This is a genomic window from Undibacterium sp. GW821-FHT07F11 (assembly GCF_059418665.1).
Genome location: NZ_JBWKQH010000002.1, coordinates 544,922 through 569,709, shown reverse-complemented (window position 1 = coordinate 569,709; position 24,788 = coordinate 544,922). Strand labels below are relative to the sequence as shown.

Annotated in this window: 24 protein-coding genes; 18 read left to right on the top strand and 6 right to left on the bottom strand. The window is 50.0% G+C overall.

Going from position 1 to position 24,788, the window contains the following annotated elements; genetic code table 11:
- Positions 1 to 107 precede the first annotated feature (107 nt).
- Positions 108 to 605, bottom strand: a complete 498-nt coding sequence (locus tag AC07OI_RS06415) for a pilin (protein ID WP_495256619.1) — start codon at positions 603 to 605, stop codon at positions 108 to 110.
- 292 nt (positions 606 to 897) lie between these two features.
- Between AC07OI_RS06415 and pnuC the strand changes: the two genes are divergently transcribed.
- Both pnuC and AC07OI_RS06405 read left to right on the top strand, forming a co-directional pair.
- Positions 898 to 1,488 (top strand): nicotinamide riboside transporter PnuC, encoded by a 591-nt coding sequence (gene pnuC / locus AC07OI_RS06410; protein ID WP_495256765.1) that lies wholly within the window; start codon positions 898 to 900, stop codon positions 1,486 to 1,488.
- Positions 1,476 to 2,000: an AAA family ATPase gene (locus AC07OI_RS06405; protein WP_495256618.1), complete on the top strand. Its 525-nt coding sequence runs from the start codon at positions 1,476 to 1,478 to the stop codon at positions 1,998 to 2,000. Before pnuC ends, AC07OI_RS06405 begins: the two co-directional genes overlap by 13 nt.
- A 61-nt stretch (positions 2,001 to 2,061) precedes the next feature.
- Here the strand turns inward: AC07OI_RS06405 and rpoD are convergent, their stop codons facing one another.
- Positions 2,062 to 4,854: an RNA polymerase sigma factor RpoD gene (gene rpoD, locus AC07OI_RS06400; protein WP_495256617.1), complete on the bottom strand. Its 2,793-nt coding sequence runs from the start codon at positions 4,852 to 4,854 to the stop codon at positions 2,062 to 2,064.
- A gap of 467 nt (positions 4,855 to 5,321) precedes the next feature.
- Here rpoD and AC07OI_RS06395 point away from each other — a divergent pair, with 467 nt between their 5' ends.
- The 7 genes from AC07OI_RS06395 to AC07OI_RS06365 all read left to right on the top strand — a co-directional run bounded on the left by AC07OI_RS06395 (position 5,322) and on the right by AC07OI_RS06365 (position 11,909).
- Positions 5,322 to 6,041 (top strand): c-type cytochrome, encoded by a 720-nt coding sequence (locus tag AC07OI_RS06395; protein WP_495256616.1) that lies wholly within the window; start codon positions 5,322 to 5,324, stop codon positions 6,039 to 6,041.
- Between the two features lie 16 nt (positions 6,042 to 6,057).
- A complete protein-coding gene (locus AC07OI_RS06390; RefSeq protein WP_495256615.1) occupies positions 6,058 to 7,362 on the top strand; it encodes a c-type cytochrome in 1,305 nt (434 codons plus the stop codon).
- A 97-nt stretch (positions 7,363 to 7,459) separates the two neighbouring features.
- Positions 7,460 to 8,695: a hypothetical protein gene (locus AC07OI_RS06385; protein WP_495256614.1), complete on the top strand. Its 1,236-nt coding sequence runs from the start codon at positions 7,460 to 7,462 to the stop codon at positions 8,693 to 8,695.
- 100 nt (positions 8,696 to 8,795) lie between these two features.
- Positions 8,796 to 9,716 carry a hypothetical protein gene (locus AC07OI_RS06380; protein ID WP_495256613.1) on the top strand — a complete coding sequence of 307 codons (921 nt, stop codon included), beginning with the start codon at positions 8,796 to 8,798 and terminating at the stop codon, positions 9,714 to 9,716.
- A 40-nt stretch (positions 9,717 to 9,756) separates the two neighbouring features.
- Positions 9,757 to 10,395 carry a VOC family protein gene (locus AC07OI_RS06375; RefSeq protein WP_492702653.1) on the top strand — a complete coding sequence of 213 codons (639 nt, stop codon included), beginning with the start codon at positions 9,757 to 9,759 and terminating at the stop codon, positions 10,393 to 10,395.
- 2 nt (positions 10,396 to 10,397) lie between these two features.
- Complete coding sequence (locus AC07OI_RS06370; protein WP_495256764.1) at positions 10,398 to 11,093, top strand: penicillin-insensitive murein endopeptidase; 696 nt, start codon at positions 10,398 to 10,400, stop codon at positions 11,091 to 11,093.
- Positions 11,094 to 11,120: 27 nt separating this feature from the next.
- Complete coding sequence (locus AC07OI_RS06365) at positions 11,121 to 11,909, top strand: DUF4184 family protein (RefSeq protein ID WP_495256612.1); 789 nt, start codon at positions 11,121 to 11,123, stop codon at positions 11,907 to 11,909.
- An 11-nt stretch (positions 11,910 to 11,920) separates the two neighbouring features.
- Here the strand turns inward: AC07OI_RS06365 and pstS (AC07OI_RS06360) are convergent, their stop codons facing one another.
- Positions 11,921 to 12,988 (bottom strand): phosphate ABC transporter substrate-binding protein PstS, encoded by a 1,068-nt coding sequence (pstS, locus tag AC07OI_RS06360; RefSeq protein ID WP_495256611.1) that lies wholly within the window; start codon positions 12,986 to 12,988, stop codon positions 11,921 to 11,923.
- Between the two features lie 194 nt (positions 12,989 to 13,182).
- Between pstS (AC07OI_RS06360) and AC07OI_RS06355 the strand changes: the two genes are divergently transcribed.
- From AC07OI_RS06355 to AC07OI_RS06345, 3 genes are all read left to right on the top strand, one after another.
- Positions 13,183 to 13,662, top strand: coding sequence for a hypothetical protein (locus AC07OI_RS06355; RefSeq protein WP_492702656.1), 480 nt, complete (start codon positions 13,183 to 13,185; stop codon positions 13,660 to 13,662).
- Between the two features lie 239 nt (positions 13,663 to 13,901).
- Positions 13,902 to 14,666: a GNAT family N-acetyltransferase gene (locus AC07OI_RS06350; protein ID WP_492702657.1), complete on the top strand. Its 765-nt coding sequence runs from the start codon at positions 13,902 to 13,904 to the stop codon at positions 14,664 to 14,666.
- A 2-nt stretch (positions 14,667 to 14,668) separates the two neighbouring features.
- On the top strand, positions 14,669 to 15,535 hold the full coding sequence (locus AC07OI_RS06345) for a UDP-2,3-diacylglucosamine diphosphatase (protein WP_495256610.1): 867 nt from the start codon (positions 14,669 to 14,671) through the stop codon (positions 15,533 to 15,535).
- 2 nt (positions 15,536 to 15,537) lie between these two features.
- Here AC07OI_RS06345 and AC07OI_RS06340 read toward each other — a convergent pair whose 3' ends face one another.
- The 3 genes from AC07OI_RS06340 to ppk1 form a co-directional block, all read right to left on the bottom strand.
- Complete coding sequence (locus tag AC07OI_RS06340; protein WP_492702659.1) at positions 15,538 to 16,425, bottom strand: EamA family transporter; 888 nt, start codon at positions 16,423 to 16,425, stop codon at positions 15,538 to 15,540.
- A gap of 101 nt (positions 16,426 to 16,526) precedes the next feature.
- Complete coding sequence (gene sixA, locus AC07OI_RS06335) at positions 16,527 to 17,006, bottom strand: phosphohistidine phosphatase SixA (protein ID WP_492702660.1); 480 nt, start codon at positions 17,004 to 17,006, stop codon at positions 16,527 to 16,529.
- Between the two features lie 2 nt (positions 17,007 to 17,008).
- Entirely contained in the window at positions 17,009 to 19,144 is a 2,136-nt protein-coding gene (gene ppk1 / locus AC07OI_RS06330) for a polyphosphate kinase 1 (RefSeq protein WP_492703107.1), read from the bottom strand.
- A gap of 241 nt (positions 19,145 to 19,385) precedes the next feature.
- Here ppk1 and pstS (AC07OI_RS06325) point away from each other — a divergent pair, with 241 nt between their 5' ends.
- The 6 genes from pstS (AC07OI_RS06325) (at position 19,386) to phoB (ending at position 24,744) form a co-directional block, all read left to right on the top strand.
- Positions 19,386 to 20,429: a phosphate ABC transporter substrate-binding protein PstS gene (gene pstS / locus AC07OI_RS06325; protein WP_495256609.1), complete on the top strand. Its 1,044-nt coding sequence runs from the start codon at positions 19,386 to 19,388 to the stop codon at positions 20,427 to 20,429.
- Between the two features lie 187 nt (positions 20,430 to 20,616).
- A complete protein-coding gene (gene pstC / locus AC07OI_RS06320; protein WP_492703109.1) occupies positions 20,617 to 21,561 on the top strand; it encodes a phosphate ABC transporter permease subunit PstC in 945 nt (314 codons plus the stop codon).
- The gene (gene pstA / locus AC07OI_RS06315; protein WP_422950471.1) at positions 21,561 to 22,433 is read left to right on the top strand and encodes a phosphate ABC transporter permease PstA; all 873 of its coding nucleotides are present in this window, start codon (positions 21,561 to 21,563) and stop codon (positions 22,431 to 22,433) included. The genes pstC and pstA overlap by 1 nt, the downstream gene beginning before the upstream one ends.
- 13 nt (positions 22,434 to 22,446) lie before the next feature.
- Positions 22,447 to 23,226, top strand: a complete 780-nt coding sequence (gene pstB, locus AC07OI_RS06310) for a phosphate ABC transporter ATP-binding protein PstB (protein ID WP_492702662.1) — start codon at positions 22,447 to 22,449, stop codon at positions 23,224 to 23,226.
- A gap of 111 nt (positions 23,227 to 23,337) precedes the next feature.
- Positions 23,338 to 24,048: a phosphate signaling complex protein PhoU gene (gene phoU / locus AC07OI_RS06305; protein ID WP_492702663.1), complete on the top strand. Its 711-nt coding sequence runs from the start codon at positions 23,338 to 23,340 to the stop codon at positions 24,046 to 24,048.
- 9 nt (positions 24,049 to 24,057) lie between these two features.
- Positions 24,058 to 24,744: a phosphate regulon transcriptional regulator PhoB gene (gene phoB / locus AC07OI_RS06300; RefSeq protein WP_492703110.1), complete on the top strand. Its 687-nt coding sequence runs from the start codon at positions 24,058 to 24,060 to the stop codon at positions 24,742 to 24,744.
- Positions 24,745 to 24,788: the final 44 nt, after the last annotated feature.

The following is a 24,788-nucleotide window of genomic DNA, read 5'->3' as shown; positions in this document are numbered from 1 at the left end:
AAAATAAGCTGTAAACAAGCAGGGGCACTTCATTACTGAAAGTGCCCCTGCTTGTTTTTGTGTATTTGGGTATTTCGTACCCTGGATTTTATAAAACCCGGGCCTGTTTATTTTTTGCTCTCCAGTTTGGGGCGACAGTAAGAAGGCAAATTACCGGCTGGCACTGTTGTCTTGTCTATTCCCTTGACCGTCATTTTTTCTGGTGGCGTACCCGTGGCACACACCCAGGCCACCGGCACGATGGGCGCATCTTCAACGACTGCAGGGCGCAAGGTCAGGACTTTGCCTTTCAGTACGCCGTGGGCGTTATTGCCAAAGGTGATATTGATTGCACCGTCTTGTATATCTACTGAGCTGACCAGGTTGCTGACGATTTTGTCAGCAACCGGCAAGCCGGATGCAAGATTATCGACAGGAAATTTCTTTTCTGTCTGCCATGAGGCTGCCACTGGTTTCTTTGCAATATCGGCAAACTGTATGCCAATTTCCAACTGTTCCCTGACTATCTTGAACATATAAGATGGGACGGCCATGGCTGCCAAAATGGCAATGATGCCTACTACTATCATCATTTCCAGCACGGTAAAGCCTGAGTATTTTTTCATAAAGCTGATTTTCTCTTGTTTTCGTGAGTTTTTAGAAATATAGCGGATAAGCCTTGCTTATCACAATCTAAATATCACGACATTGTACTTGCCGCCCGATTGCCAAGGTCATGTGACGCAATATGCTATGACACAAGTAGCACTATCGTTGATAATGCGAACAAGCTAATTAGGGCTTACGCAAAATTGTCCCAGCAAGGCGTCAGCGACGAAGACAGTACTTTAGTACGACTAGGCGCTGCAACTCAGCTGGGGCGGTTTTGCGTAAGCCCTGCCAATAATCTTTTGCATGATGAATGATCCTATCCCCTTATTCGGTTTCGCAACCAGCCTGCTGGAGCTGGTTTCCTTTGCCCTGTCTGTCATCACCGTCGCCCTGAATATAAGGCAGCTGCACTGGGCCTGGCTGTTTTCCATCCTTTCATCTGGCTTGTATGCAGCGGTGTTTTTTGATGCAAGGTTATATGGGGACATGGGTTTGCAGTTTGTCTTTATCGTCGTATCTGTATGGGGCTGGATCAACTGGCTGCGTGGCGATGATGCGCACGAACGCTTGCAAGTCACGCGTCTGGATACGCGGGGCAGATGGAATTCTTTAGGGGCGACTTTACTGGTTTTTGCTTTGCTGGCCTGGTTCCTTAAAACATATACTGATACCGACGTACCCTATGCTGATGGTTTTCTGACGGCAGGCAGTTTGCTGGGACAGGTTTTGCTCAGTCGTAAAAAACTGGAAAACTGGCATGTCTGGATCATTGTCGATATCCTGTATGTTGGCCTGTATGTGTACAAGGGTTTGATGCTGACAGCACTGCTGTATGCAATTTTTATCATTATGGCCATCATAGGCCTGCGTGCCTGGAGCAAAACATGTCCTCAGTAAACCGTGTCGTTATATTGGGAGCGGAATCTTCTGGCAAATCCATACTGGCCGAGGCTTTGGCCAGGCATTACCAAACCGTCTGGGTGCCAGAATATTTGCGTGAATTTGTTGAGCAAAATCAGCGCGTTCCAAAGGCTGAGGAGCAAATTCTCATCGCCAGGACACAGGTGCAGCGGGAAACTGAATTGGCTGCACAGGCCAGCCAGTGGCTGTTTTGCGACACCGGCCCCATTATGACTGCGATCTACAGTCGTCACTATTTTGGTGAGCCGGATGCAGAGCTGGCCGAACTGGAACTGTCGCATCAATATGATTTTTGCATAGTCACTGCACCAGACTTCCCCTGGCAGCCTGATGGCTTGCAACGTGAATCTGCCTATGTGCGTGACCGCGTGCATCAGGAAGTACTGGATGTGCTGGATGAACGGGAAATCCCTTTCCTGTTGGTTGAAGGCAGTAACCAGTCCAGACTTGAACAGGTGCAGTTTGCCCTGTCTTTCCTGTTGAGTTAATCCAATAAAAAAGCACTGCAACCTTACGGAGGCAGTGCTTTTTTTGAGGCCTGGAACAGGCTTAGTTACTTTCCATCAGGCTCTTCAGATGATCAGCGCGGGCAGGGTGGCGCAGTTTTTTCATGGCCTTGGATTCAATCTGGCGTATACGTTCGCGCGTCACTTCAAATTGTTTACCTACTTCTTCCAGCGTGAATTCGGTACTGGTTTCCAGGCCAAAGCGCATGCGCAAGACTTTGGCTTCACGTGGGCTTAAAGAATCCAGTGCTTCTTTCAGTTTCTCTTGTACAGACGCCTGCATCGCTGCTGCCATCGGTGACAAGGTCATGCTGTCTTCGATGAAGTCGCCCAGTTGTGAATCGCCGTCGTCACCGATAGGCACGTCGAGCGAGACGGGCTCTTTAGCAATCTTCAGGATTTCCCTTACCTTGCCTTCTGGCAGGCCCATTTTCTCGGCAATCGCTGCCGGTTCTGGCTCCAGGCCTGTGGTTTGCAAGAGCTGGCGGCGCACGCGGTTCATCTTGTTGATGGTTTCTATCATGTGCACCGGCACGCGGATAGTGCGTGCCTGATCGGCAATCGCACGGGCAATCGCTTGCCTGATCCACCAGGTGGCGTAGGTAGAGAATTTATAGCCGCGGCGGTATTCAAATTTATCCACGGCCTTGAGCAAACCGATGTTACCTTCCTGGATCAAGTCCAGGAATTGCAGGCCACGGTTCACATATTTCTTGGCGATGGAAATGACTAGGCGCAAATTGGCCTCGGTCATGGCTGCTTTGGCTTCGCTGGAACGTTTTTCACCAGCCACCATTTGTTTGTTGATTTCACGCAGATCAAACAAAGGCAGGCAGACATTGTGTTCCAGGTCGATCAGTTTTTGCTGCAATTCACGGGCAGCATGGATATTGCGGCCCAGGATGGCGGCATAGCTGGAGGTGCCATTCACTTCCTTGTTCAACCATTCTGGATTGGTCGCATTCTGGCGGAAATGTTCAACAAAGTAGGCACGTGGCATGCCGCATTTATTGACCATCAATTCCAGCATCTGCTTTTCAGTCTGGCGCAGCGTCTTCATTTGCTTGCGCAAAGAGTCGCACAGTTTTTCTGCGGTCTTGACGCTGAAACGCATGCCTTGCAGTTCACGTGTGATGGCAATCTGCGCCTGCTGGTAAGCAGGGGATTTATAACCATCGGTGGCGCGGGCGGCCTGCATTTGTTCAAAGCGCATGGCGACAATTGCAAATTTTTGCAGGACCACATTTTTCATGTGCTGCAATTGTTCGTCGCTGATGCCGCTGGCATTTTCTGCTACTGCATCATCGTCGTCATCCAGATCGTCAAGATCGTCGTTGTCGCTGAGTTCTATTGCCGGAGTATCAGTTGCATCCGGGTCCAGCAAGCCATCAATGATGTCATCCACACGGATTTCATCTTTGGAAATCTTGTCGGCAATCGCCAGCATTTCTTGTATCGTACCTGGGCAGGCAGAAATCGCCTGTACCATGTCTTTCAAACCATCTTCAATACGCTTGGCAATTTCGATTTCGCCTGAACGTGTCAACAATTCCACGCCACCCATTTCACGCATATACATGCGTACCGGGTCAGTGGTGCGGCCAAAGTCTGAATCAACAGTCGCCAGTGCGGCGGCGGCTGCAGCTTCTGCTTCGTCTTCAGTGACGTTATTGGCGACGTTGTCGGTCAGCAGCATCATGGCGGCGTCAGGAGCTGCGTCATAGACGGCAATCCCCATGTCGTTGAGGGTGCTGATGACGCCTTGTATCATCTCAGCGTCAGCAACATCGTCAGGCAGGTGATCATTGATCTCGGCATGGGTCAGGTAACTGCGGTCCTTGCCCAGATTGATCAGCTTGGTCAGCTGCTTGCGGTATTGCTCCAGTTGCGCTTCCTGGCTTGCCGCATTGGCTGGTGTCGGTTTCTTGGCCTTGACACGTGCTGCGCGCTTCATCTCTGCGGATTCTGCTGCATTTAAAGCCTGGATTTCATCATTTTCAAAATGAAATTCAGAAGACTTGCGGCCACGCTTGGCTGGCTCGCGCATCGCTGGCAAGACATAGGCCGATGTGTCTATGTCCTTGATGCTGGTGACGGCCGCAGCGGGTGCAGCGGTGGCAATAGTAGCAGCAAGAGGCATGGAAACGGGTGTGACAACGTGTGTGACGGCGGCAGATGCACTTGTAGTTGCAGCAGGACTGGCAGGAGCTAACGGCTTGAGCGTGACTACCGGTGCTGGTGGTGCCAGTTTGCCTGAGCCTATGCGTGCCTCGCGCTTGATGACAACAGGTGCGGCTGCCGCAGGCTGGTCTGCCAGCAATAGTTTTTTAGCCAGTTTGGGGCCTGTTTTACGGATGACGACTACACGTGGCTTGGCTACCTCTGCATCAGTGATGCTGTCAGTGGCTTCTGTCCTTTGAACGCTCTCTGCCATATTTGCCGTAGAGTCGGCAACATTGGCTGTTTTGTCAGCTATGACAGCAATAGCAGCAGACATGTCAGTATTGCTACTTTCGTCGCTATCAGTTGCCACTGATCCCGCTTCTGCGGACGTAGTTTCATCAGACGTATCGCTGCCATCGGCCATCGCAGCCTGTAATCTGGAACGGCGCTTGGTAATCACCGTCACTGGCGTTGTAACCAGTGTCGGTGCTTCCTCGATCGAATCCATAGGGTTCGATACGGGGACCACCATCTGTACAGTTTGTACTGTGGCCGTGCGCGCTACGCTGAGCGCGGGACGGTTCAGTTGCAGTTGCGGTTTTTTACCTAATGTCAGCGTTGAGCCTGTTTTTGTTGTAGGAGAAGTGTTTGAGTCAGTTAAGCTGTTTTTCATGTAACAAATTCGAATACGACAACAAATGCTTGTCAATGGTGTTAGGCAATAGCAAGGGCGAAAAAGCTGCTGGCGATCATCATCTACAGATCAACGGCAGGCGCGGCGCGGATAAAAAAGCCCGCTGGTAAAAGCGGGCCAGGTCATCTTGCTGAATCTGGGCCTCAAAAGAGACGAAAGGGCAGAATTATCCTCGGCTTAGCCATTCTTGACAAGCAAGACTTTGCTTTCTTTTGCAGAAAAATTCATCTGGCTGCTGAATGGGTATTGAAACCTGTGTTCAGACAAACTAGCCATACGACGCAATTATGCCAACTTTGCCTGATTTTGTAGCATTTTTGCTTGAAGCTTCAAGGGATGATCTACTTGGCAATGTTTGATGTAAATCAGAAGATTGGCTGTTCAGCGTAAAGAAATTGGACAAACTGTTAAGCTAGCGTCTTTGTGCCATCATTTGTTTTGTCGCCATGCACTTTACTTCCTGTTTGAAATCCGGCCTGCTCTATGTCTTATTTGGCTTGCCGCTAATCGCCTTTGCGCAGCCAGCTCAAAGAGTGCCCGATACTTTGGAACAAAGGCTGAAAGCCTGTACCGCCTGCCATGGTGCCGAGGGCAGGGCAGGCACTGACGGTTTTTACCCCCGCATTGCCGGTAAACCAGCCGGTTATTTATATAACCAGCTACTGAATTTCAGGGAGGGCAAACGTGCCTATCCTGCCATGCGTCATATGGTTGCGCATATGTCAGATGCTTATCTGAAAGAAATTGCTGACTATTTTGCCAGCCTGCACCCGCCTTATTCTGCGCCGCAAGCCAGTGAAGCGAATGCCACTTCGCTGGAGCAGGGCAGGCAACTGGTTATGCAGGGTGACAAGTCACGCAATTTACCCGCCTGTGTTTCTTGCCACGGCAAGAGCATGACGGGTCTGGCGCCCTTCATGCCTGGTCTGGTGGGCTTGCCACGTGACTACCTGATTGCGCAACTGGGTGCCTGGCAAACTGGTAGCCGCAAGGCGCATGCGCCAGACTGCATGCAGCAAATTGCCAGCAAGCTCAAACCTGCAGATCTTGCCGCTGTATCAAGCTGGCTGGCGACACAGACTGTGCCCAGCGATAGCACAGCGCCAGTGTTGAAAGCAACGGAGTACGGACTATTGCCAATGAAGTGCGGCAGTCTGTCCGAATAATTTTTATAACAAATCTATGAAAAAAATCCTCTTGTCTGCTTTGCTGCTTTTGCTGGCGTGCAGCGCTGCCGTAGCAGGTTTTGGCTATTATCTGGTCGATGATAAAAGTGCTTCAAAGGTAAGCGCCAGCAGCTTGTCCGCAGCAGACCAAATCAGCAAAGGCGAATATCTGGTGAAAGCCGGTAATTGCATGGGTTGCCATACAGCGCGGGGCGAAGCTGCATTTGCTGGTGGCCGCCTATTGCAAACCGATTTTGGTAATTTCAATACACCGAATATCACGCCTGATACAAAAACAGGTATAGGCAGCTGGACTGCTGAAGATTTCTGGCAAGCCTTGCACAATGGCAAATCCAGAGATGGCAGTTTGCTGTATCCATCTTTTCCGTACACTAATTACACTCAGGTGTCGCGCGCTGATGCCGACGCCATGTATGCCTACCTGATGTCTTTACCCAAGGTGGAAAAGCAAAATCAGGCACATGAATTGCGCTTTCCCTATGACAAGCGGGCTTTGCTGGCATTCTGGCGGGCTGCTTATTTCCGTCCTGCCAGCTATCAGGCAGATAAAAGCAAGTCTGTAGAATGGAATCGCGGTGCTTACCTGGTCAACGGCCTGGGGCATTGCAGCGCCTGTCATAGCAGCCGCAACAGCCTGGGGGCGAATGCTGGTGTCAATGACTTATCTGGCGGTGAATTGACGAGCTGGTATGCACCGGCGCTGACGAATAGCCAGGAAGTCAGCCTGGCAAAATGGTCGCCACAAGAGTTAATCGCCTTGTTGAAATCAGGTGTCAATCGACATACTGCCGTATCCGGCCCCATGGCAGAAGTGGTGGCGGGCAGCACTCAGCATTTATCGGACGCGGATATCAAGGCCATGGTCAGCTATCTGCAGGCGATACCTACCGTGCAGGTCGCAGAAAAAGATACGCTCGACAAGCTAATGGCTGGGCCGGAACTAAGTGCAGAACGCATGGATGCAGTCATGAAGCAGGGTGGCGCATTGTATAAAACCCATTGCATGGACTGCCATGGCGCACAGGGTGAAGGTGTGGCAAATATTTATCCTGCGCTGAAGGCGAACCCTGGCCTGCTCGGTCATGCCTTGTCAAATCCGGTACGCATGGTTTTGTCTGGCGGCTTCCCTCCTGTCACCAAAGATAATCCCCGTCCCTATGGCATGCCACCGTTTGCCCATACGCTCAATGACACAGAAGTTGCCCTGGTACTCAGCTATGTGCGCAATGCCTGGGGCAATAAAGCTGACACGCTGACCTCGGCAGAAGTCAATCGCTATCGTACTGCAGCCATGGAATAAATTTGCAAATTACAATTTGATGACAATTCACATACATTTTTAAACACACTTGTGCTTCAGCAGCTTTTACACTTGCCACAACTAAAAAAGATTTGCGGTGAGTGAATTGAAATCTGCCTTTGGCTTGACTTCCTGTTTTTTGACAGTTTTGTTGGCGGCGTGTGGTGGTGGCACGAGCACCAGTGTGAACTCTGATGTAGTGACGTCAGTGAACGGACTTGCATTGTCCGGTACGGCAGCAACAGGATTGGCGTTATCCGGCGCCCCTGTCAATGCCAAATGTCGCACTGGAAGTGGCACCACCACGTCAGCATCAGATGGCAGTTACAGCTTGACGGTGGCGAGTGGTGTCCTGCCATGTGTGCTGCAAGTCAGTAATCCGGCTGATGGTAAAAAAATGCATGCGATTGCAATCAATGCGGGCATCATCAATCTGACACCTCTGACTGACATGTTGTCGACCCGCCTGATGCACGGTGACATGAGTGCCGTATTCACAAATCCCGATGCTGCGGCGATAGAAAAAGCGGTGACCGCCAGTACCATCAAACAGGCGCAAACTGATGTCAGCCTGGTTTTGCTTGGCTACGTCGATCTCAGCAAACTTGGCGACTTTTACAGCACGCCCTTGAAGGCGGCAACCGCAGCCAATGCCAGTGCCGGTGATGCGCAAGACAAATTGCTGGATAGCCTGAAAGCAAAAATGAGCGCAGCTCAGCAAAGCCAGATGCTGGATTTGCTGGCGAAAGCTGCCGCCGTCGGGCTGCCGCTGGATAACCCAGATCTGAGCTTCAAACCGACACTGGAACTCATGCCGATGAGCGCAACTGTCGCGACCAATGGCAAACTGAGTTTTGCTGCCGCCACCAATTACCCACCAAATGTGCGTTACATCCGCCAGCCTGTGAAATGGTCAGTCCAGGAAAGCAATGGCGGCAGTATCACGTCCAATGGCGAATATACAGCACCGGATAAACCTGGGATTTATCACGTTACGGTGCAAAGAGAAGATTTTCCGGCGCTGAGTGCCACAGCCACAATCACGGTAGGTAGTGCATCATCCCCGGTGTTTACGCCTTATCTGAATGTCGAAGCCAAGAGCGTCAGCTTAAAAGCCGGATCCCAGTATTTCTTTTCTGCGGGGATTAACTATCCGCCAGGCATTTACTATATACGCCAGCCTACCACCTGGTCTTTGGTCGAAGCCAATGCCGGCACGATAGACATACTTGGCGCTTATACTGCACCTGCGCAGCCTGGTATTTATCATGTCCGCGTTCAGCGTGATGACTTTCCCGAGTTGACGGTAATTGTTGAAGTGATCGTCATATAAAGGATAGGAGCAGGGCTCAATCCTTGTTGTTAGAGGATGAAAAATGCTATAAAGAAGCAATTTCAGTTAAGATTGTTACTTTATAAATCTTTTTCATCATATGCGATCGACTACACTCGCCTTACTGCCAGCACTTGCGCTGAGCCTTTCTTATCCTGCCCTTGCCGCCAATAATATAGATCAGCCCAGTAAAACTGCTGGTCCCATCAAGAGTCTGGCAATTGACCAGAAATCAGATGCCCGTTATGTGATAACCACAGTGCCTCCAGAATCAGCCATGGAGCGCTTTGAGATGAAAGATGCTCAGGGGCGCAATATTGCCTATGTAGCGATGACAGATGGTGATGTCGGTGGCGTGGTGTTTGTCGACAATAAACTCACAGGTACAGTTTCCAAGCAAGACGCCCTGGCATTTTATAGCTGCCGTGGCTATACCTCAGCCATCAAATACCATTGGGCCAAAGATGCCAATGCCTGGGTAGAAGGTTTGCTGGCTGCCAGCCAACCAAGTACTGCTGTCAACCTGCAGTTCTCAGGCAAATCAACATGGCGCAGTATCGTTGAAGTGGTCAATAATCCTTCTTTGTCGCAAATCGGTTCTCTGGTGGATATCGGTACCAATCCATTTGGCATTTTGCGCAAACTAAACAGCGCACGCGAATCCATGGCTGAGCGTGAACTGTTTGAAAAAACCAGATTACGTCTGCTGGATGTCACTACCGGTACCAGCGAAGACAGGGTGGCTGAGATCATTAAACCAGAAGACGTTTCTTTTGCAGTTGGTGGTCTGGTCATGGCTTACCCACGTTTTTCTGTTGAATATTTTATTGCTGACGGAGCAGTGAAAGCGATACAGCAACCGTCCTTCCATTTCTTGTCCCATAAACAGGCTGCATTGTTTTATGTACCAAATACAAAATGGGAGATGTGCACACCAGAAAACTGGAGAAATGCACTGCCAGTAGTAAATACTGTGCCAGTCACGATCACAGAGCCAGCCAAGCCAGGTGAAGCAAAATAAGAGTCTGATCTGATCGTTCTGGAGAAATGAGGAATCTGATTTGTTACATTGCGATCTCGATCACATCACGATAACTGCCCCTGATCTTGCATCAGGTGCAGCCTATGTCAAGGCACTATTGGGTGTAGAACCACAACCAGGGGGCGAGCATGTGCGCATGGGTACGCACAATATGTTTGTACGTCTGGGGCCTGCATTATTTCTGGAAATTATTGCGGTCAACCCTGATGCAGTCAAACCAGGGCGGCCACGCTGGTTTGCGCTTGATACTTTGATGCAGGATAGCAAGCCTCGCTTGTCGAACTGGGTTGCACGCACAACGGACATACAAACGGCAACAAGCCAGACTCGGGAAAATCTGGGTAGCATAGAACCCATGAGCCGTGGCAGTAACCACTGGCAGATCACGATACCGCAAGATGGCTCTTTGCCTTTGGATGGCATTGCGCCCGCCTTGATTGAATGGCAAACTGCAGCACATCCCGCAACAGGCATGCTGGATCAGGGCATGAGTCTGCTTGAACTGGAATTGCTGCATCCGGACGCAACCAGAATTTCCCAACTGATGCAGGACTTGAACATGCAAGGCAGCATCACAGTCAAGCAGCTTTCAGCTGGGCAGCTTCCGCAATTAATTGCCCACATCATGACACCACTAGGATTGCGGATTTTGTCTTGAACATGCTCAGCCTGACCTGCCGCTGGCTGCCTTGTCTGGTTGTTGCATTGGCCAGCCCTGCGCAAGCGAGAGAAAGCATCTGCTATGGAACAGTATCCAATGGGCGGCTGGAGGCTGGTGTCAACCTGCCAGCGACTGGTACTAACTTTTCTGCTTATAGCGCACTGGGCGTAAGTCTGGGGCGAACTTATGTGCATTCCACTGTTGCAGATATTATTACGCAAGCCTATCGACAACTTGAGCAAACTGCCAGTGATAAAGTCTTTGTATATGGCGAAACTGGCTGGAAAAAAGGCGGCCCCATGCGGCCTCACCGCACCCATAAAAATGGTTTGTCAGTCGATTTCATGATGCCAGTGATTGACGCCAAGGGTATGTCACGGCCTTTGCCTGGAAATATGGATAACAAGTATGGCTATGATATTGACTTTGATGCGCAGGGCCGCTTTGGTGACTATCGCATAGATTTTGCTGCTTTGGCTGAGCATTTATATCAGCTTGACCTTGCCGCAAAAGCCAGGGGAAGGGGACTGGCACTGGTGATTATTGACCCACCGTATCAGGAAAAATTATTTGCCACGGCGCGCGGACCGTATTTGCAAACACATTTAAAATTTATGAAGGGAAACGCCTGGGTCAGGCATGATGAGCATTATCATGTTGATTTTGATTTGCCCTGTAAAAAGAATTCGGCTTAATACCTGACGACCTGAGTTTACCTGATCATGCCCTGGACCTTTGCCCATCCCTTCGCCATACTTCCTCTGCGCCGTCTTGCACCACAGCGTTTCAATCTGATGCCTTTGGTCATAGGCAGTGTTGCACCGGATCTTGGTTACTATGTATTTGCTTTTGACCTGGCCACGCTGGCCCATCAATGGCTGGGTTTGCTACTGGTGTGTCTGCCTTTGGGGTGGGGCGTGTTCATGTTCTTGCGCCTGATGCAAACCCACTTCATCTACCTGCTGCCGCAGATACAAAGACAGGCACTACAGGCACATGTCTCGCTGTCCCGGAATTTGTCTGGTGCGCAGTTTATCTGGATTTCTCTGGCGTTGATACTGGGGGCGATAACCCATATAGTCTGGGATGCATTTACCCATGCGAGTGGTTTTGCTGTCGCTTACTTTGATGTGTTGCGCTTACCGGTAGAAGTGGCAGGTGTTCATACCCGCGTTTTTCATGTGCTGCAGCACTTAAGTACGCTGGTGGGAGTAGCAGGACTGGCTTATTGTTATGTGCGATGGCTGAAGAAATTGCCACATATCGTCATACTGGAGCCCAAAGAGAGTGATCAGTGGCGTTATATTTTACTTGCCAGCACTGCACTGACCGCATTCTTGCTGGCCTTGCCGCTGGCCTTTGGCATGTCAGGTATGGCAAATGGCAGTCTGGCGAAAGAAGCTTTCGTCTTTCGCCTGGCCCTGTGTTCAACCAGTTGCTTTGCCGTGCTGCTGACCATTGCTGCCCTGCTCATTGCCAGGGCCAGGACAGCACCCACAATACAAGACTGAATCCTTAGCCTTTACATGGGATTCAAATTCCAGTTCAGGACTTCCCCCTTTTTATCTGTGACGGTCGTCATTTCCTTGAATATCCTGGCTTGCAGGCTGTCTGGCAGTCGCACAAAATCCACGCTGTTGACGTAACGATCACCGCGCATAAAGGCCCAGGTGAAAAATTTCATGGCGGCGGTGGTTTGTTGTGCGTCCTTCGCACGCTGTTGCATGACGATAAAAGTACCCATGGTGATAGGCCAGGTTTTTTGACCTGCTTTATCAGTCAGCATTTCTTCAAAATTGGCATCGGTTTTCCAGCTGCTGTTTGACAGCGCGGAAGAAAATGCCTCTGCAGACGGCGCAATGAATTTGCCATCCCGATTTTGCAGCAGGGCATAGTCAAGTTTTTCCTGGCTTACATAATTAAAGTCGATATAACTGATGGCATACGGTGTTTTTTTGAGTGAGCCAGCAATATTGCTGCTGCCTTTGACCTGGATCAAATGGCTGTGGCTGTTCCATGGAATGATAAAGTTTCTGCCGTACTTCGCTTGCCATTTTTTGCTGACCTTGCTCAGGTAGTCAGAAAAATTATAGGTCGTGCCCGAACCATCCTGGCGTACGATGACCTCGATATTTTTATTCGGCAAACGCAGGCCGGGATTGAGCGCGGTGATTGCTGCGTCATTCCAGAGCGTGATGTCACCAGAGAAAATACCTGCCAGGATTTCGCCGGTCAGGCGCAATTCAGCGGACTTGATGCCAGGTAAGTTAATGACAGGCACCACACCAGAAATGGCAGAGGGAAACTGTATTAATTTGTCTTTCTTAAGGTCTGCCTGGCTAAGGGCTGCGTCACTGGCACCAAATTCTACGCTGTTTTCCTTTATTTTCTTGATGCCTGCAGATGAGCCGCTGGCTTGATAGGTAATGGTCGTACCACCATTTTTGCTATAAGCATCTGCCCATTTCTGATACAGGGGCGCTGCTGCGGAAGAGCCTGAGCCTTGAATTTCGGCATGAGCATTAGTAAGAACAGCAAGGGGAGAAAGGAGTAAAGCCAGTGGGAAGAGTAAAGAGTTGCGTGTAATCATGATAAAAGATAAAGCTGGAGAGCGAGGAAACTGGTGATGCGAAATGGCGCGGATTATCTCATGTCATGAGAAATTTCTCCTGAAAGATCATTTTTCCGTAATGAGCCTGTCATTTCTAATGGCTATGCTTCTTCCTTGCATATCAACAATAAATTGTTTATATTGTTTACATGTTTTCTAATTTGGAGGCTGGAATGGTAACCGCAGCAACGAAAAAAGTAAGTACTGTAGTAGCAGGTGCAGAGAAAAAAGTCGTGGCCCTTAAAAAATCTCCTGTTAAGTCCACTGTTGTGGCTGTCAAGAAAAAAGCAATCAGCAAGCCTGCTGTAGAAGCCAAAGCAGCTGAAAAAATTCCTGCTAAAGCGCCTGTCAAAGCCCCGGCGCGTGCCAAACCTGCCGCCAAGGTTGTGGAAGTCAAACCTCTGGTAGAGGTCGTAGCAGAAAAGGTCAAAAAAGCCAAGCTCGTGCGTGATAGTTTCACCATGCCGGAAAGCGAATACGCAGCTTTGGGTGCGGTCAAAAAGGCTTGCCTGAAAGCTGGCGTCGAAGTCAAGAAAAGTCAGTTGTTGCGTATTGGCGTTGCCCTGTTGAGCAAGACTGATGTGCCTGCCTTGAAAAAATTGATCGCTGGTCTGGCACCGCTGAAGGCGGGCAGGCCAAAGAAAGAGAAATAATTCAATTTTTCTGAAATGCAGTGCATGCAGGGAAATGGCGCTCTGAAAAGAGCCTCGTCACTGTTTTTGCCGCGCATTTATCCGGTTTCACCTGTGCAATCCCCGCCTGACATATGCCAGACGGGGATTGTTGTTTTTTTAACTTGTCATAAAACCGACATCGTACTGTCATCTTGCTGAAGTAATCCTTGATTATTCTTCGTTCGTCGGATCAACGAACAACATGACAAGGACGATGAATGCGATTACTCACGATACCCGCCGATGCTAATCCCAGTTTTTCCAAGCTTAATCTGAGCCTTGCTACTACGGCAAAAGAAGTCAAAGAGGTGCAACGCCTGCGCTATAAAGTATTTATAGAAAGCATGGGCTTGTCGGCTTTGTCCAATCCAGATGGCCTGGATAAAGATGAATTTGATGAACACTGCGATCACCTGATCGTACGCGACTCCAAGACCCTGAAAGTGGTAGGCACCTACCGCATACTGGGGCCAAATGCAGCCCGCCAGCTGGGCCGCTATTATTCTGAAACAGAATTCGACCTGTCCCGCCTGCAACATATACGTAATAGCGTGGCAGAAGCAGGCCGTGCCTGCATCCACCCTGATTATCGCAGTGGTGCTGTCATCATGTTGCTGTGGGCTGGACTGGCCGCCTATATGCGCCGTGAGCGCTGCTCGCACCTTATCGGCTGCGCCAGTATCAGCCTGACTGATGGTGGCCAGAATGCCGCTGCGATATACCGTGGTTTGTCTGCCGCAGATTTTTCTCCGCTTGAATACCGCGTTACGCCTCACACGCCTTTCCCGCTCGATGAAATTGATAGCAACTCGACTGAGGCGCGCATTCCACCGCTGTTGAAAGGTTATCTGCGTGCTGGTGCCTGGGTGTGCGGTGATCCTGCCTGGGACCCTGATTTCCATAGCGCTGATTTATTCGTCATGTTGCCACTGGCGAATCTGGATGACCGTTACGCACGCCATTACGGCACAGGGGAGCAATAATCATGAAACCAGCCGATCAGTTCTTGAATAGCAAATTGTATAAAACCGGTAAGAAAGAAACTCAGCGTTTCCGCACTATCTGGATTTCAGATTTGCATCTAGGAACGAGCGGCTGCCAGGCGGCGAAGTTGCTGGAATTCTTGCGTGCCACCGATTCAGATACGCTGTACCTGGTTGGTGACATCATCGACGGCTGGCAACTCAAGCGCCGCTGGTACTGGGACCAGACCCATAATAACGTAGTGCAGACTGTCTTGAAAAAAGCCAAGAAAGGTACGAACGTCATTTTCGTGCCTGGCAATCACGATGAATCCGTACGCCAATTCATTGACCTCGATTTTGGTGGCATCAAGATCAGGGATGAACTCGTGCATACGACAGCTGCAGGCAAGCGTATGCTGGTCTTGCATGGCGACAGGTTTGATGGCGTCATCGCCTGTGCAAAATGGCTGGCCTATGTCGGCGACAGCCTGTACACCATGATCCTGAAATTCAATCAGATCTTTAATAACTGGCGTGCCCGCGCTGGCATGCCTTACTGGTCGCTGTCACAATATCTGAAGCAAAAGGTCAAGAACGCGGTCAGCTATATCACGCAATTTGAAGATGCTCTGGCGGACGAAGCACGACGCAAAGGCCTGGATGGCATTATCTGCGGTCATATCCATAAGCCAGAAATCCGCGATATAGGCGGTATCCTGTATTGCAATGATGGTGACTGGGTAGAGAGCTTGTCGGCCCTGGTGGAAGATGCCAAGGGTGAACTCAGGCTGGTGACCTGGCATGACATCTGCCACCCGGAGTATATGGCAGATGCAGTGGCAGATACCCATGCGGAAGAGTCCGAACTGGAGACAGTTGCTGGCTAAGTTCAGGTGGCTGCTGCCGGTTTGAACCACGACCAGATACGCAAACCAAACTGGTTGCAAGCCAGGCCACCGAGCACCAGCAGACCAGCGCAGATTTTCCACCAGAATAAAGTCTCGTTCAATACGATAGAAGCTGTCAACATGCCGACCACCGGCACCAGCAAGGTGAACGGCGCTATCGTGGCAGCAGGATATTTGCGCATCAGCCATGACCAGATACCAAAACCGACTATGGTATTCGGGTAAGACTGGTAAGCGATCGCTCCGATTGAAGTCCAGTTCAATTGCGTATACGCAGCTTGCCAGGCATCCATGCCTTCCATCATATATGACGCCAACAGCAAAGGCGGGCTGGCAATGGCTGAACCCCACACCACCATGGACAGGGGGTTAACCACACCTATCTTCTTGGTAACGATATTGGCGATACTCCAGCACACTGCGCCTGCGACCACCAGCAGGAAGCCAATGATGGTTGCCTGCGCTTCCAGATGCATGGCTACCAGCGCCATGCCAGACAAGGCAATCAGCGCTCCCAGCACTTGCACGAATTGTGGTTTCTCGCCCATGATGACAACAGCCAGGCCCATGGTGATAAATGCCTGCAGCTGCATGACAAGGGATGCCAGGCCAGCAGGGAAGCCCAGCTTGATACCGCAAAACAGTAAGGTGAACTGGAAGGCAAACTGGAACATGCCATAGGCAATCACCCACTTCCACGATGTTTTTGGAAGGGGAACAAAAAATATCAGGGGCAGGGCAGAGAAGATAAAGCGCGATGCGGTGAACAGCACAGGCGGCAATCCTTGCAAGCCGATTTTGATGACTACGAAATTGATGCCCCAGGTGATGACTGCAATCAGGGCGGCAAGGATGTGCGTGGGTTTCATCGTGCTTTGTGGGTAAAGACGGTCCTACATACTAACAGCAAGCAGGATTTGCTGCAGAGAGCCAGTATTTTTACCTGTGACTAAATAAATTTCAGGAACGCTTATTTAACCACCAGGTCAGGAGACATGATGGCCTTCAGATAGGTTTGCACGATTTCGTTTTCACGCTGTTTTTGCGTGATCCACCAGACATTACCCTTGCGTACGCTGTATTCTTGCAAGGGATGTCCAAGCAATTCAGCCGCTACCTGACCCAGGTAGGGCTGGTGGCCAATGATGAGTACAGGCTCACGGCTATTGGGCCAGTTGGCAGCGCTCAACACATCGCTGACTGTGGCTGCCGGGCCTAGTTCCGGCATGACCTTGTATTTCCTGCCGCAGGCGATGAGGGCTTCAGCCGTGTCTCTGGTACGTATGGTGGGGCTGGCCAATATCCTGCAAGTTTCAGGCAGCGTGCTATCGAGCCAGAAAGCAATTTTGCTCGCTTGCTTGTTTCCTTTGCCAGTCAGTTTTCTGAATTCATCAGTCAGTTCAGCCGTTGCCGGTTCTGCTTCTGCATGACGCCAGAGGATAAGATCCATTATTACTCTTCCACCTCAGATAAGGAACCCAGGGTTTGCATCAAATGTTGTTGGGCGCAGAAGCGGACTTGTTTGGCGCGGGTTTTCTTGCGCTCGTAACGACCATCCGAATCCAGTGTCCAGGCATTCACATTATCTTTCAGATAGGGTTCCAGGCCTTCGGAAATGACACGTTTTTTCAATGACTTTTCCAGTACCGGGAAAGCAACTTCTATGCGACGGAAAAGGTTGCGGTTCATCCAGTCGGCACTGGCCAGATACACGTCATGCGCGAGATCATTACGGAAGTAATAGATACGACTGTGCTCCAGGAAGCGGCCTATGATGGAACGCACTTTGATATTTTCTGACAAGCCAGGTACGCCAGGGCGCAAGGCGCAGGCACCGCGTATGATCAGGTCAATTTTTACACCATCTGCCGACGCTGCATATAGTGCACGGATAACAGATTCATCGAGCAGGGCATTCATCTTGGCGATGATGCGGGCAGGGCGGCCTTCACGGGCTATGCGTGCTTCATTACGTATGGCTTTGATGATTTGCGGTTGCAGGGCAAATGGTGCCAGCCACAGATAATCAAGTTTTTTAGGTTTGGTCAAGCCAGTCAGGTGGATGAAAACTTCATTGACTTCTGCCGCCATGCCCGTGTGAGCAGTCAGCAAACCAAAATCAGTATAAAAGCGCGTGGTGGACGGGTGATAATTACCTGTACCCAGATGGGCATAGTGACGCAAAACACCGCCTTCTTCGCGACGTATCACCAGCGCCAGTTTGGCATGGGTTTTCAGGCCAACGACGCCGTATACAACCTGGGCGCCAGCGCGTTGCAATTTATCTGCCCAATTGATATTGGCTTCTTCATCAAAGCGTGCCATCAATTCGACAATGACGGTGACTTCCTTACCCAGCCTCGCAGCAGTGATCAGGGATTCCATCAAATCAGAATTCATGCCAGTACGGTATATGGTCTGTTTGATGGCGACTACGCTAGGGTCCTGCGAAGCTGAGCGTATGAAATCAATGACGGTCTGGAAAGGCTGGAAAGGATGATGCAAGAGTATGTCTTGCTTGCGCAGCAAAGTGAAAATATCAGCATGCGCATACTTGCCAATGGCCTTGGCAGAGAAAGGCGGAAAGCGCAGGTTTGGTTGTTTGACGTGATCAACCAGTTCACCCAGCCTGACCATGTTCACCGGGCCATCGACAGGATACAAGCGGTCGCTATCGAGTGAAAATTGCTCAAGCAGGAAGCGAGACAGATTTTCGGGGCAATTTTTTGCGACTTCCAGGCGTACTGCGGCACCAAACTGACGGGTTTGCAATTCACCTTGCAAGGCCTGGCGCAGATTCTTGACTTCTTCTTCATCAACCCACAGGTCGCTGTCACGGGTGACGCGGAACTGTGAATAGTTGATCACTTCACGACCATTGAACAAATCTTCAATATGCGAGTGTATGACCGAAGACAGCAGGCAAAAAGCCATGCCGTCGTTCGACAATTCATCTGGCAGGCGGATGATGCGCGGCAGAACGCGTGGTGCCTTGACGATGGCAATGGCAGTGCCACGACCAAAGGCATCCTTGCCTGCCAGCGATACGATGAAATTCAAACTCTTGTTGACGACTTGAGGGAAGGGATGGGCCGGATCCAGGCCGATAGGCGTCAGCAAGGGCCTTACTTCGCGTTCAAAATAGGATTTAACCCAGGCGCGCTGGGCTTCATTACGCTCGGAATGACGTAACAGGTGTATGCCTTTTTTAGAAAGTTGCGGCAGGATTTCCTGGTTCAGCAATTCATATTGTCTTTTCGCCAGTTGATGACATTCATCGCTGATGCGTTTGAGCATGGCCTGAAAGGTGGGGTGCTGCACCAGCTCGCCATCAATGGTGTTTTGTGCTAACAGGCTGGCGACCCTGACTTCAAAGAACTCATCCAGATTGCTGCCAACGATGCACAAATACTTCAGGCGCTCCAACAGGGGGATGCTGCGGTCTTCTGCCTGCGCCAGGACGCGCCAGTTGAAGGCGATTTGTGACATTTCCCTGTCCAGAAAAATCACCGAACGTGACAATTCCGAGGCCACTGGTTTGACTGGCTTGCTTACCGTCTTGATTTCAGTGTCCGGCTTCTGTTTCATTTCTTCCGGCGCTGTTGTTGAAGAAGGTGCTTCCTGATTTGGCATAGTTTTTTGCATGTCATAAAGGCCGTCATATATATACGCAAACATTCTAGACGTCTTAAATGACAAGTTTATGACATAAAAATGATAACAAGTACAATTATTTCACAGGCTTTGCTTCAAGTCATAATCTTGTCATATTTGGCTTGTACAGTGCGCTTCGTAGTACCGAATACTGTTATTTAACTCTGAGGTGAACATGCAAATCAAACGTGTTGTCAAAACTCTCATCGCTGCAATTGGCGTGGCTGTAACATTTGGCGCTGCTCAAGCCGCCGACATTACAGGCGCTGGCGCGACTTTCCCATATCCAATTTATGCAAAATGGGCAGAAGCTTATAAAAAAGCCAGTGGCAACGGTCTGAACTATCAATCCATCGGTTCCGGTGGCGGTATCAAGCAAATCAAGGCAAAAACAGTGGACTTCGGTGCCTCTGACATGCCTTTGAAGGCAGAAGAACTGGAAACAGAAGGTCTGGTGCAATTCCCGGCCATCATTGGCGGCGTGGTTCCTGTGGTTAATCTGGACGGTATCGCTCCAGGCAAAATGAAAATGACAGGTGAAGTACTGGCCGCCATCTACATGGGCAAGATCACTAAATGGAATGCACCAGAAATCGCAGCCATCAACGCCGGTCTGAAATTGCCAGCAGAAGACATCACCGTGGTACACCGTTCTGACGGTTCTGGCACTACTTTCCTGTGGACAGATTACCTGACCAAAGTCAGCCCTGAGTTCAAAACTGCTGTTGGTTCTTCCACAGCCGTTAAGTGGCCAGTTGGTGTAGGTGGCAAGGGTAATGAAGGTGTGGCTTCCAGCGTCAAGCAAATCAGAAATTCCATCGGCTATGTTGAATACGCCTATGTGAAGAAAAACAAGATGACTTACACCTTGTTGAAAAATGCTGATGGCCAGTTCGCTGAACCAGATGATGAAAACTTCAAATCCGCTGCTGCTGGCGCTGACTGGAGCAAAGCACCAGGCATGTATCTGGTATTGACTAACCAGCCTGGCAAAATCACCTGGCCTATCACTGGTGCTTCTTTCATCCTGTTGCACAAAGCACAGGCTGATGCTGAAAAAGGCAAAGAAGTATTGAAGTTCTTTGACTGGGCATTCAAAAACGGTGGCGCAATGGCTGCTGAATTGGAATATGTTTCCTTGCCAGCACCGGTGGTCAAACTGATTGAAGATAACTGGAAAGCAAAAGTCAAAGACGCTTCCGGTAAAGCACTCTGGTAATAAAAAGTTTCAACCTGTTCAGAAATTGAACTAAACGATCAAGGTAATCCGGAACTATCCGGATTACCTTCCGGTGGAAAAGACACCCATGACTACCCAAATGTCCTCCGTCAACATGACTGCACCAACTGCAATCCCACCCGCTAATAACGCACTACCGCAGGCCGGTCAGATCGACCTTGCGAAAATGGCTGCAGTAATGCGCCGCCAGCGTTGGCAAGATTTCTTTTTTCATAAACTGACCTTTACTTTCGCCGCCCTTGTGATGGTGGTGCTGGTCGGTATTATTATTTCTTTATTCCTGCGCTCGATTCCGGCGATGAAGGAATTTGGCCCGTCATTCATCTGGACCATAGAATGGGATCCGGTCAATGACAAGTTTGGTGGCATGATCGCCATCGTTGGCACTTTGGTGACATCGGTCATCGCCTTGCTGATTGCCTTCCCGGTCAGCTTTGGTATTGCCTTGTTTTTGACTGAGATTTGTCCTAACTGGCTCAAACGCCCACTGGGTACGGCGATCGAATTGCTGGCTGGTGTACCCAGTATTATTTATGGCATGTGGGGTTTGTTTGTATTCGCACCGCTGTTCTCGCAATATGTACAGCCAGCCCTGGCTGCTACGCTGGGTAAATTGCCGGTGATTGGTGTGCTGTTTTCCGGTCCCATGATAGGCATGGGCATGCTCTCAGCCGGTATCGTCCTGGCGATCATGATTATCCCATTCATTTCTTCAGTCATGCGCGATGTGTTTGAAGTGGTGCCGCCGGTATTGAAAGAATCTGCTTACGGCCTTGGTTGCACCAAGTGGGAAGTAGTGCGCAAGATCGTACTGCCATACACAAAGATAGGTGTGGTGGGTGGTGTCATGCTGGGCCTGGGTCGCGCACTTGGCGAAACCATGGCAATTACCTTCATGATCGGTAATTCGCATCACCTGTCCTGGTCGCTGTTTGCTGCCGGTAATAGTATCGCTTCCACTCTGGCAAATGAGTTTGCAGAGGCAGAAACAGTCTTGCACACATCTTCCTTGTTCTTGCTTGGCCTGATTTTGTTTGTCATCACTTTCTTTGTATTGTCTGCTGCCAAACTGATGTTGCTGGGCTTGTCCAGAAAAGAAGGAGCCAAATAATGGAAAACTCAACAATGCAATCGGCCAGCAACCCGGTGTACCGCCGCCGTTTGCTGATGCATAAACTGGGCATAGGTTTGTCGTCATTTGCCATGGCACTGGGTATATTCTTCCTGATGTGGATATTGTTCACCCTCATGACAAAAGGACTGAGTGCCGTCAATGTAGCCATGTTCACAGAGTCAACGCCTGCCCCAGGCAGTGATGGCGGCGGTTTGATGAATGCGATCTTTGGTAGCTTTGTGATGGTCGTCAGTGCCGCCCTGATCTCAACACCTATCGGTATCCTGGCTGGTATTTATCTGGCAGAGTATGGCGATAAAAGCTGGTTTGGTTTCGTCACACGTTTTGTGACAGACATCATGCTCTCTGCACCGTCCATCGTGATAGGTTTGTTTGTGTATGCGATCTATGTTGCGCACGTTAAGCATTTTTCTGGTTGGGCTGGCAGTATCGCTATTTCATTGATTGCCATTCCTGTGGTTGTCCGTACTACCGACAATATGCTGGGTCTGGTGCCGACCAGTTTGCGTGAAGCTGCGTTTGCGTTGGGTGCACCCCGCTGGAAAGTAGCTTTGCTGATACGTTTGCGCGCCGTCAAAGCAGGTGTCGTAACTGGTATTTTGCTGGCTGTGGCACGTATCTCCGGTGAGACTGCGCCTTTGTTGTACACCGCTCTCAGCAATCAGTTCTTCAATGCCGACATGAACAAGCCTATGGCCAATTTGCCTATGGTGATTTACCAGTTTGCGATGAGTCCATACGACAACTGGCGTGAACTGGCCTGGGGGGGCGCATTGCTGATCACCTTCAGTGTCCTCGGTTTAAATATTTTGTCGCGTACTTTGTTTAACCAAAAAACACAGCATTAATACTGACCTCGATATGACTACTACTCAAGACAACCAACAGAAAAAAGCAATCGAAATCAGCGGGCTGAATTTCTTTTACGGTGCAACACGTAGCCTGCGCGATATCAACCTGAATATCTACGACAAAAAAGTCACTGCCTTTATCGGTCCATCCGGTTGTGGCAAATCGACTTTGCTGCGTACTCTGAACCGCATGTATGACCTGTATCCCGGTCAGCGCGCTGAAGGCAATATCATTTACAACGGCAAAAATATCCTCGATGCAGATCAGGACATCAACTTGCTGCGCGCCCGTGTGGGCATGGTGTTCCAGAAGCCGACACCTTTCCCTATGTCGGTGTATGACAATATCGCTTTTGGTGTGCGTTTGTATGAAAACCTGTCCAAGGGCGAGATGGATGAGCGCGTTGAATGGGCACTGAAAAAAGCTGCAATCTGGACAGAAGTCAAAGACAAACTCAACAAGAGTGGCCTGAGCTTGTCAGGTGGTCAGCAGCAGCGCCTGTGCATTGCCCGTGGTGTTGCCGTAAAGCCGGAAGTCTTGCTGCTGGATGAGCCAACCTCTGCACTCGACCCTATCTCTACAGTCAAGATCGAAGAACTGATCAATGAGTTGAAAGAGGAATACACCATCGCCATCGTTACTCATAATATGCAGCAAGCGGCGCGTTGTTCTGACTATACTGCCTATATGTACCTGGGTGAACTGGTCGAATTTGGTGAAACTGATCATATCTTCATGAACCCAGTGAAGAAAGAGACTCAAGACTATATTACTGGCCGTTTCGGCTAACAACGACGCACGGTGCACATACTTATCCATGCAAATGCGTGGATAAGTGATGCTGCATAAAACTGCGACGTTTACGTTTACATTTTGCAATTGCGCATTCAGGAGAAACCTGTGACAGGCGAACACTCTTCAAAACAATATGATATGGACCTGGAGACAATACGCTCCAAGGTCTTGTTGATGGGCGGCTTGGTGGAAAGCCATTTTCACGATGCCATGTCCTGCTTCCGTACCGGTAATGCAGTGCAGGCAGAAGCCGTGATCCAGTCTGACCTCGAAGTCAATCGCCTGGAAGTGGCGCTGGATGATATGTGCAGCCACCTGATCGTCAAGCGTCAACCCGCAGCAAATGACTTGCGTACTGTCATGGCGACCGGCAAGGTCATTACTGATCTTGAGCGCATAGGCGATGAATCAACTAAAATTGCCCGTATCTCCAGGGATGCGGCAACCAGCAAGCGTGGCGTACCCATGTTCAGCGGTTATGAAACCGTACGAGTGCTGGCCAGCAGCGTGGCAGACATGTTGCACCAGTCTCTGGATGCGTTTGCCCGTCTTGACGGTGGCAAGGCTGTGCAATTGATTGCACAGGATGCCTTGATCGACAATGATTTCCGCTCCATCATGCGCAATCTGATTACTTTCATGATGGAAGACCCAAGTACAATATCATCTTCCCTGGATGCTCTGTGGGTGGCCAAGGCGATAGAGCGTATTGGCGACCATGCCAAGAACATTGCAGAACATACGATTTACATCGTTGAAGGCAAGGATATCCGTCATTCAGATTATGTAGCAAACAAGCAGGAACAACAGAGTTAATTATTAATGATGGCTACAGACACAACAATACTCATCGTAGAAGATGAACCGGCAATCGTAGAACTGGTCAGTTTTTCCCTGCGTGCAGCAGGCTGGAACACTTTTGCCGTCAACACGACAGCAGAAGCCTGGGAATATTTGCAGCGCCGCACGCCGCAATTGATTTTGCTGGACTGGATGTTGCCTGATCAGAGTGGTTTGCGTCTTTTGTCGAAGATACGCTCAGACCGTCAATTTAATGAAATTCCCGTCATCATGCTGACAGCAAAAAGCATGGAAGAAGACAAGATCGCGGGCCTTGATCACGGCGCGGATGATTATGTGACCAAGCCTTTCTCACCACGTGAACTGACAGCCAGGATCAAGGCGCTGCTGCGCCGCAAGAGCCCTGAGCATGCCCAGACAGCCCTGACAGCGGGCCCCGTTGTACTTGATCCAGTCAGTTGCACGGTCAAGATAGAAGACAGCAAGGTCGATATTGGTCATGCAGAATACAAATTACTGAAATTCTTCATGGCACATCCAGAGCGCGTATTTTCGCGCAGCCAGTTGCTCGACAAAGTCTGGGGTGACCATGTCGTCATCGAAGAGCGTACGGTAGACGTTCATGTACTGCGTTTGCGTAAAGTCTTGAAGAATGCTGAATCCCTCATCAAGACCGTGCGTAGCGTTGGCTACATGCTGTCTGAAAAATAAACTGGTACATCCGGTAATGCTATTTGCTGTATAGCGCACTGCAT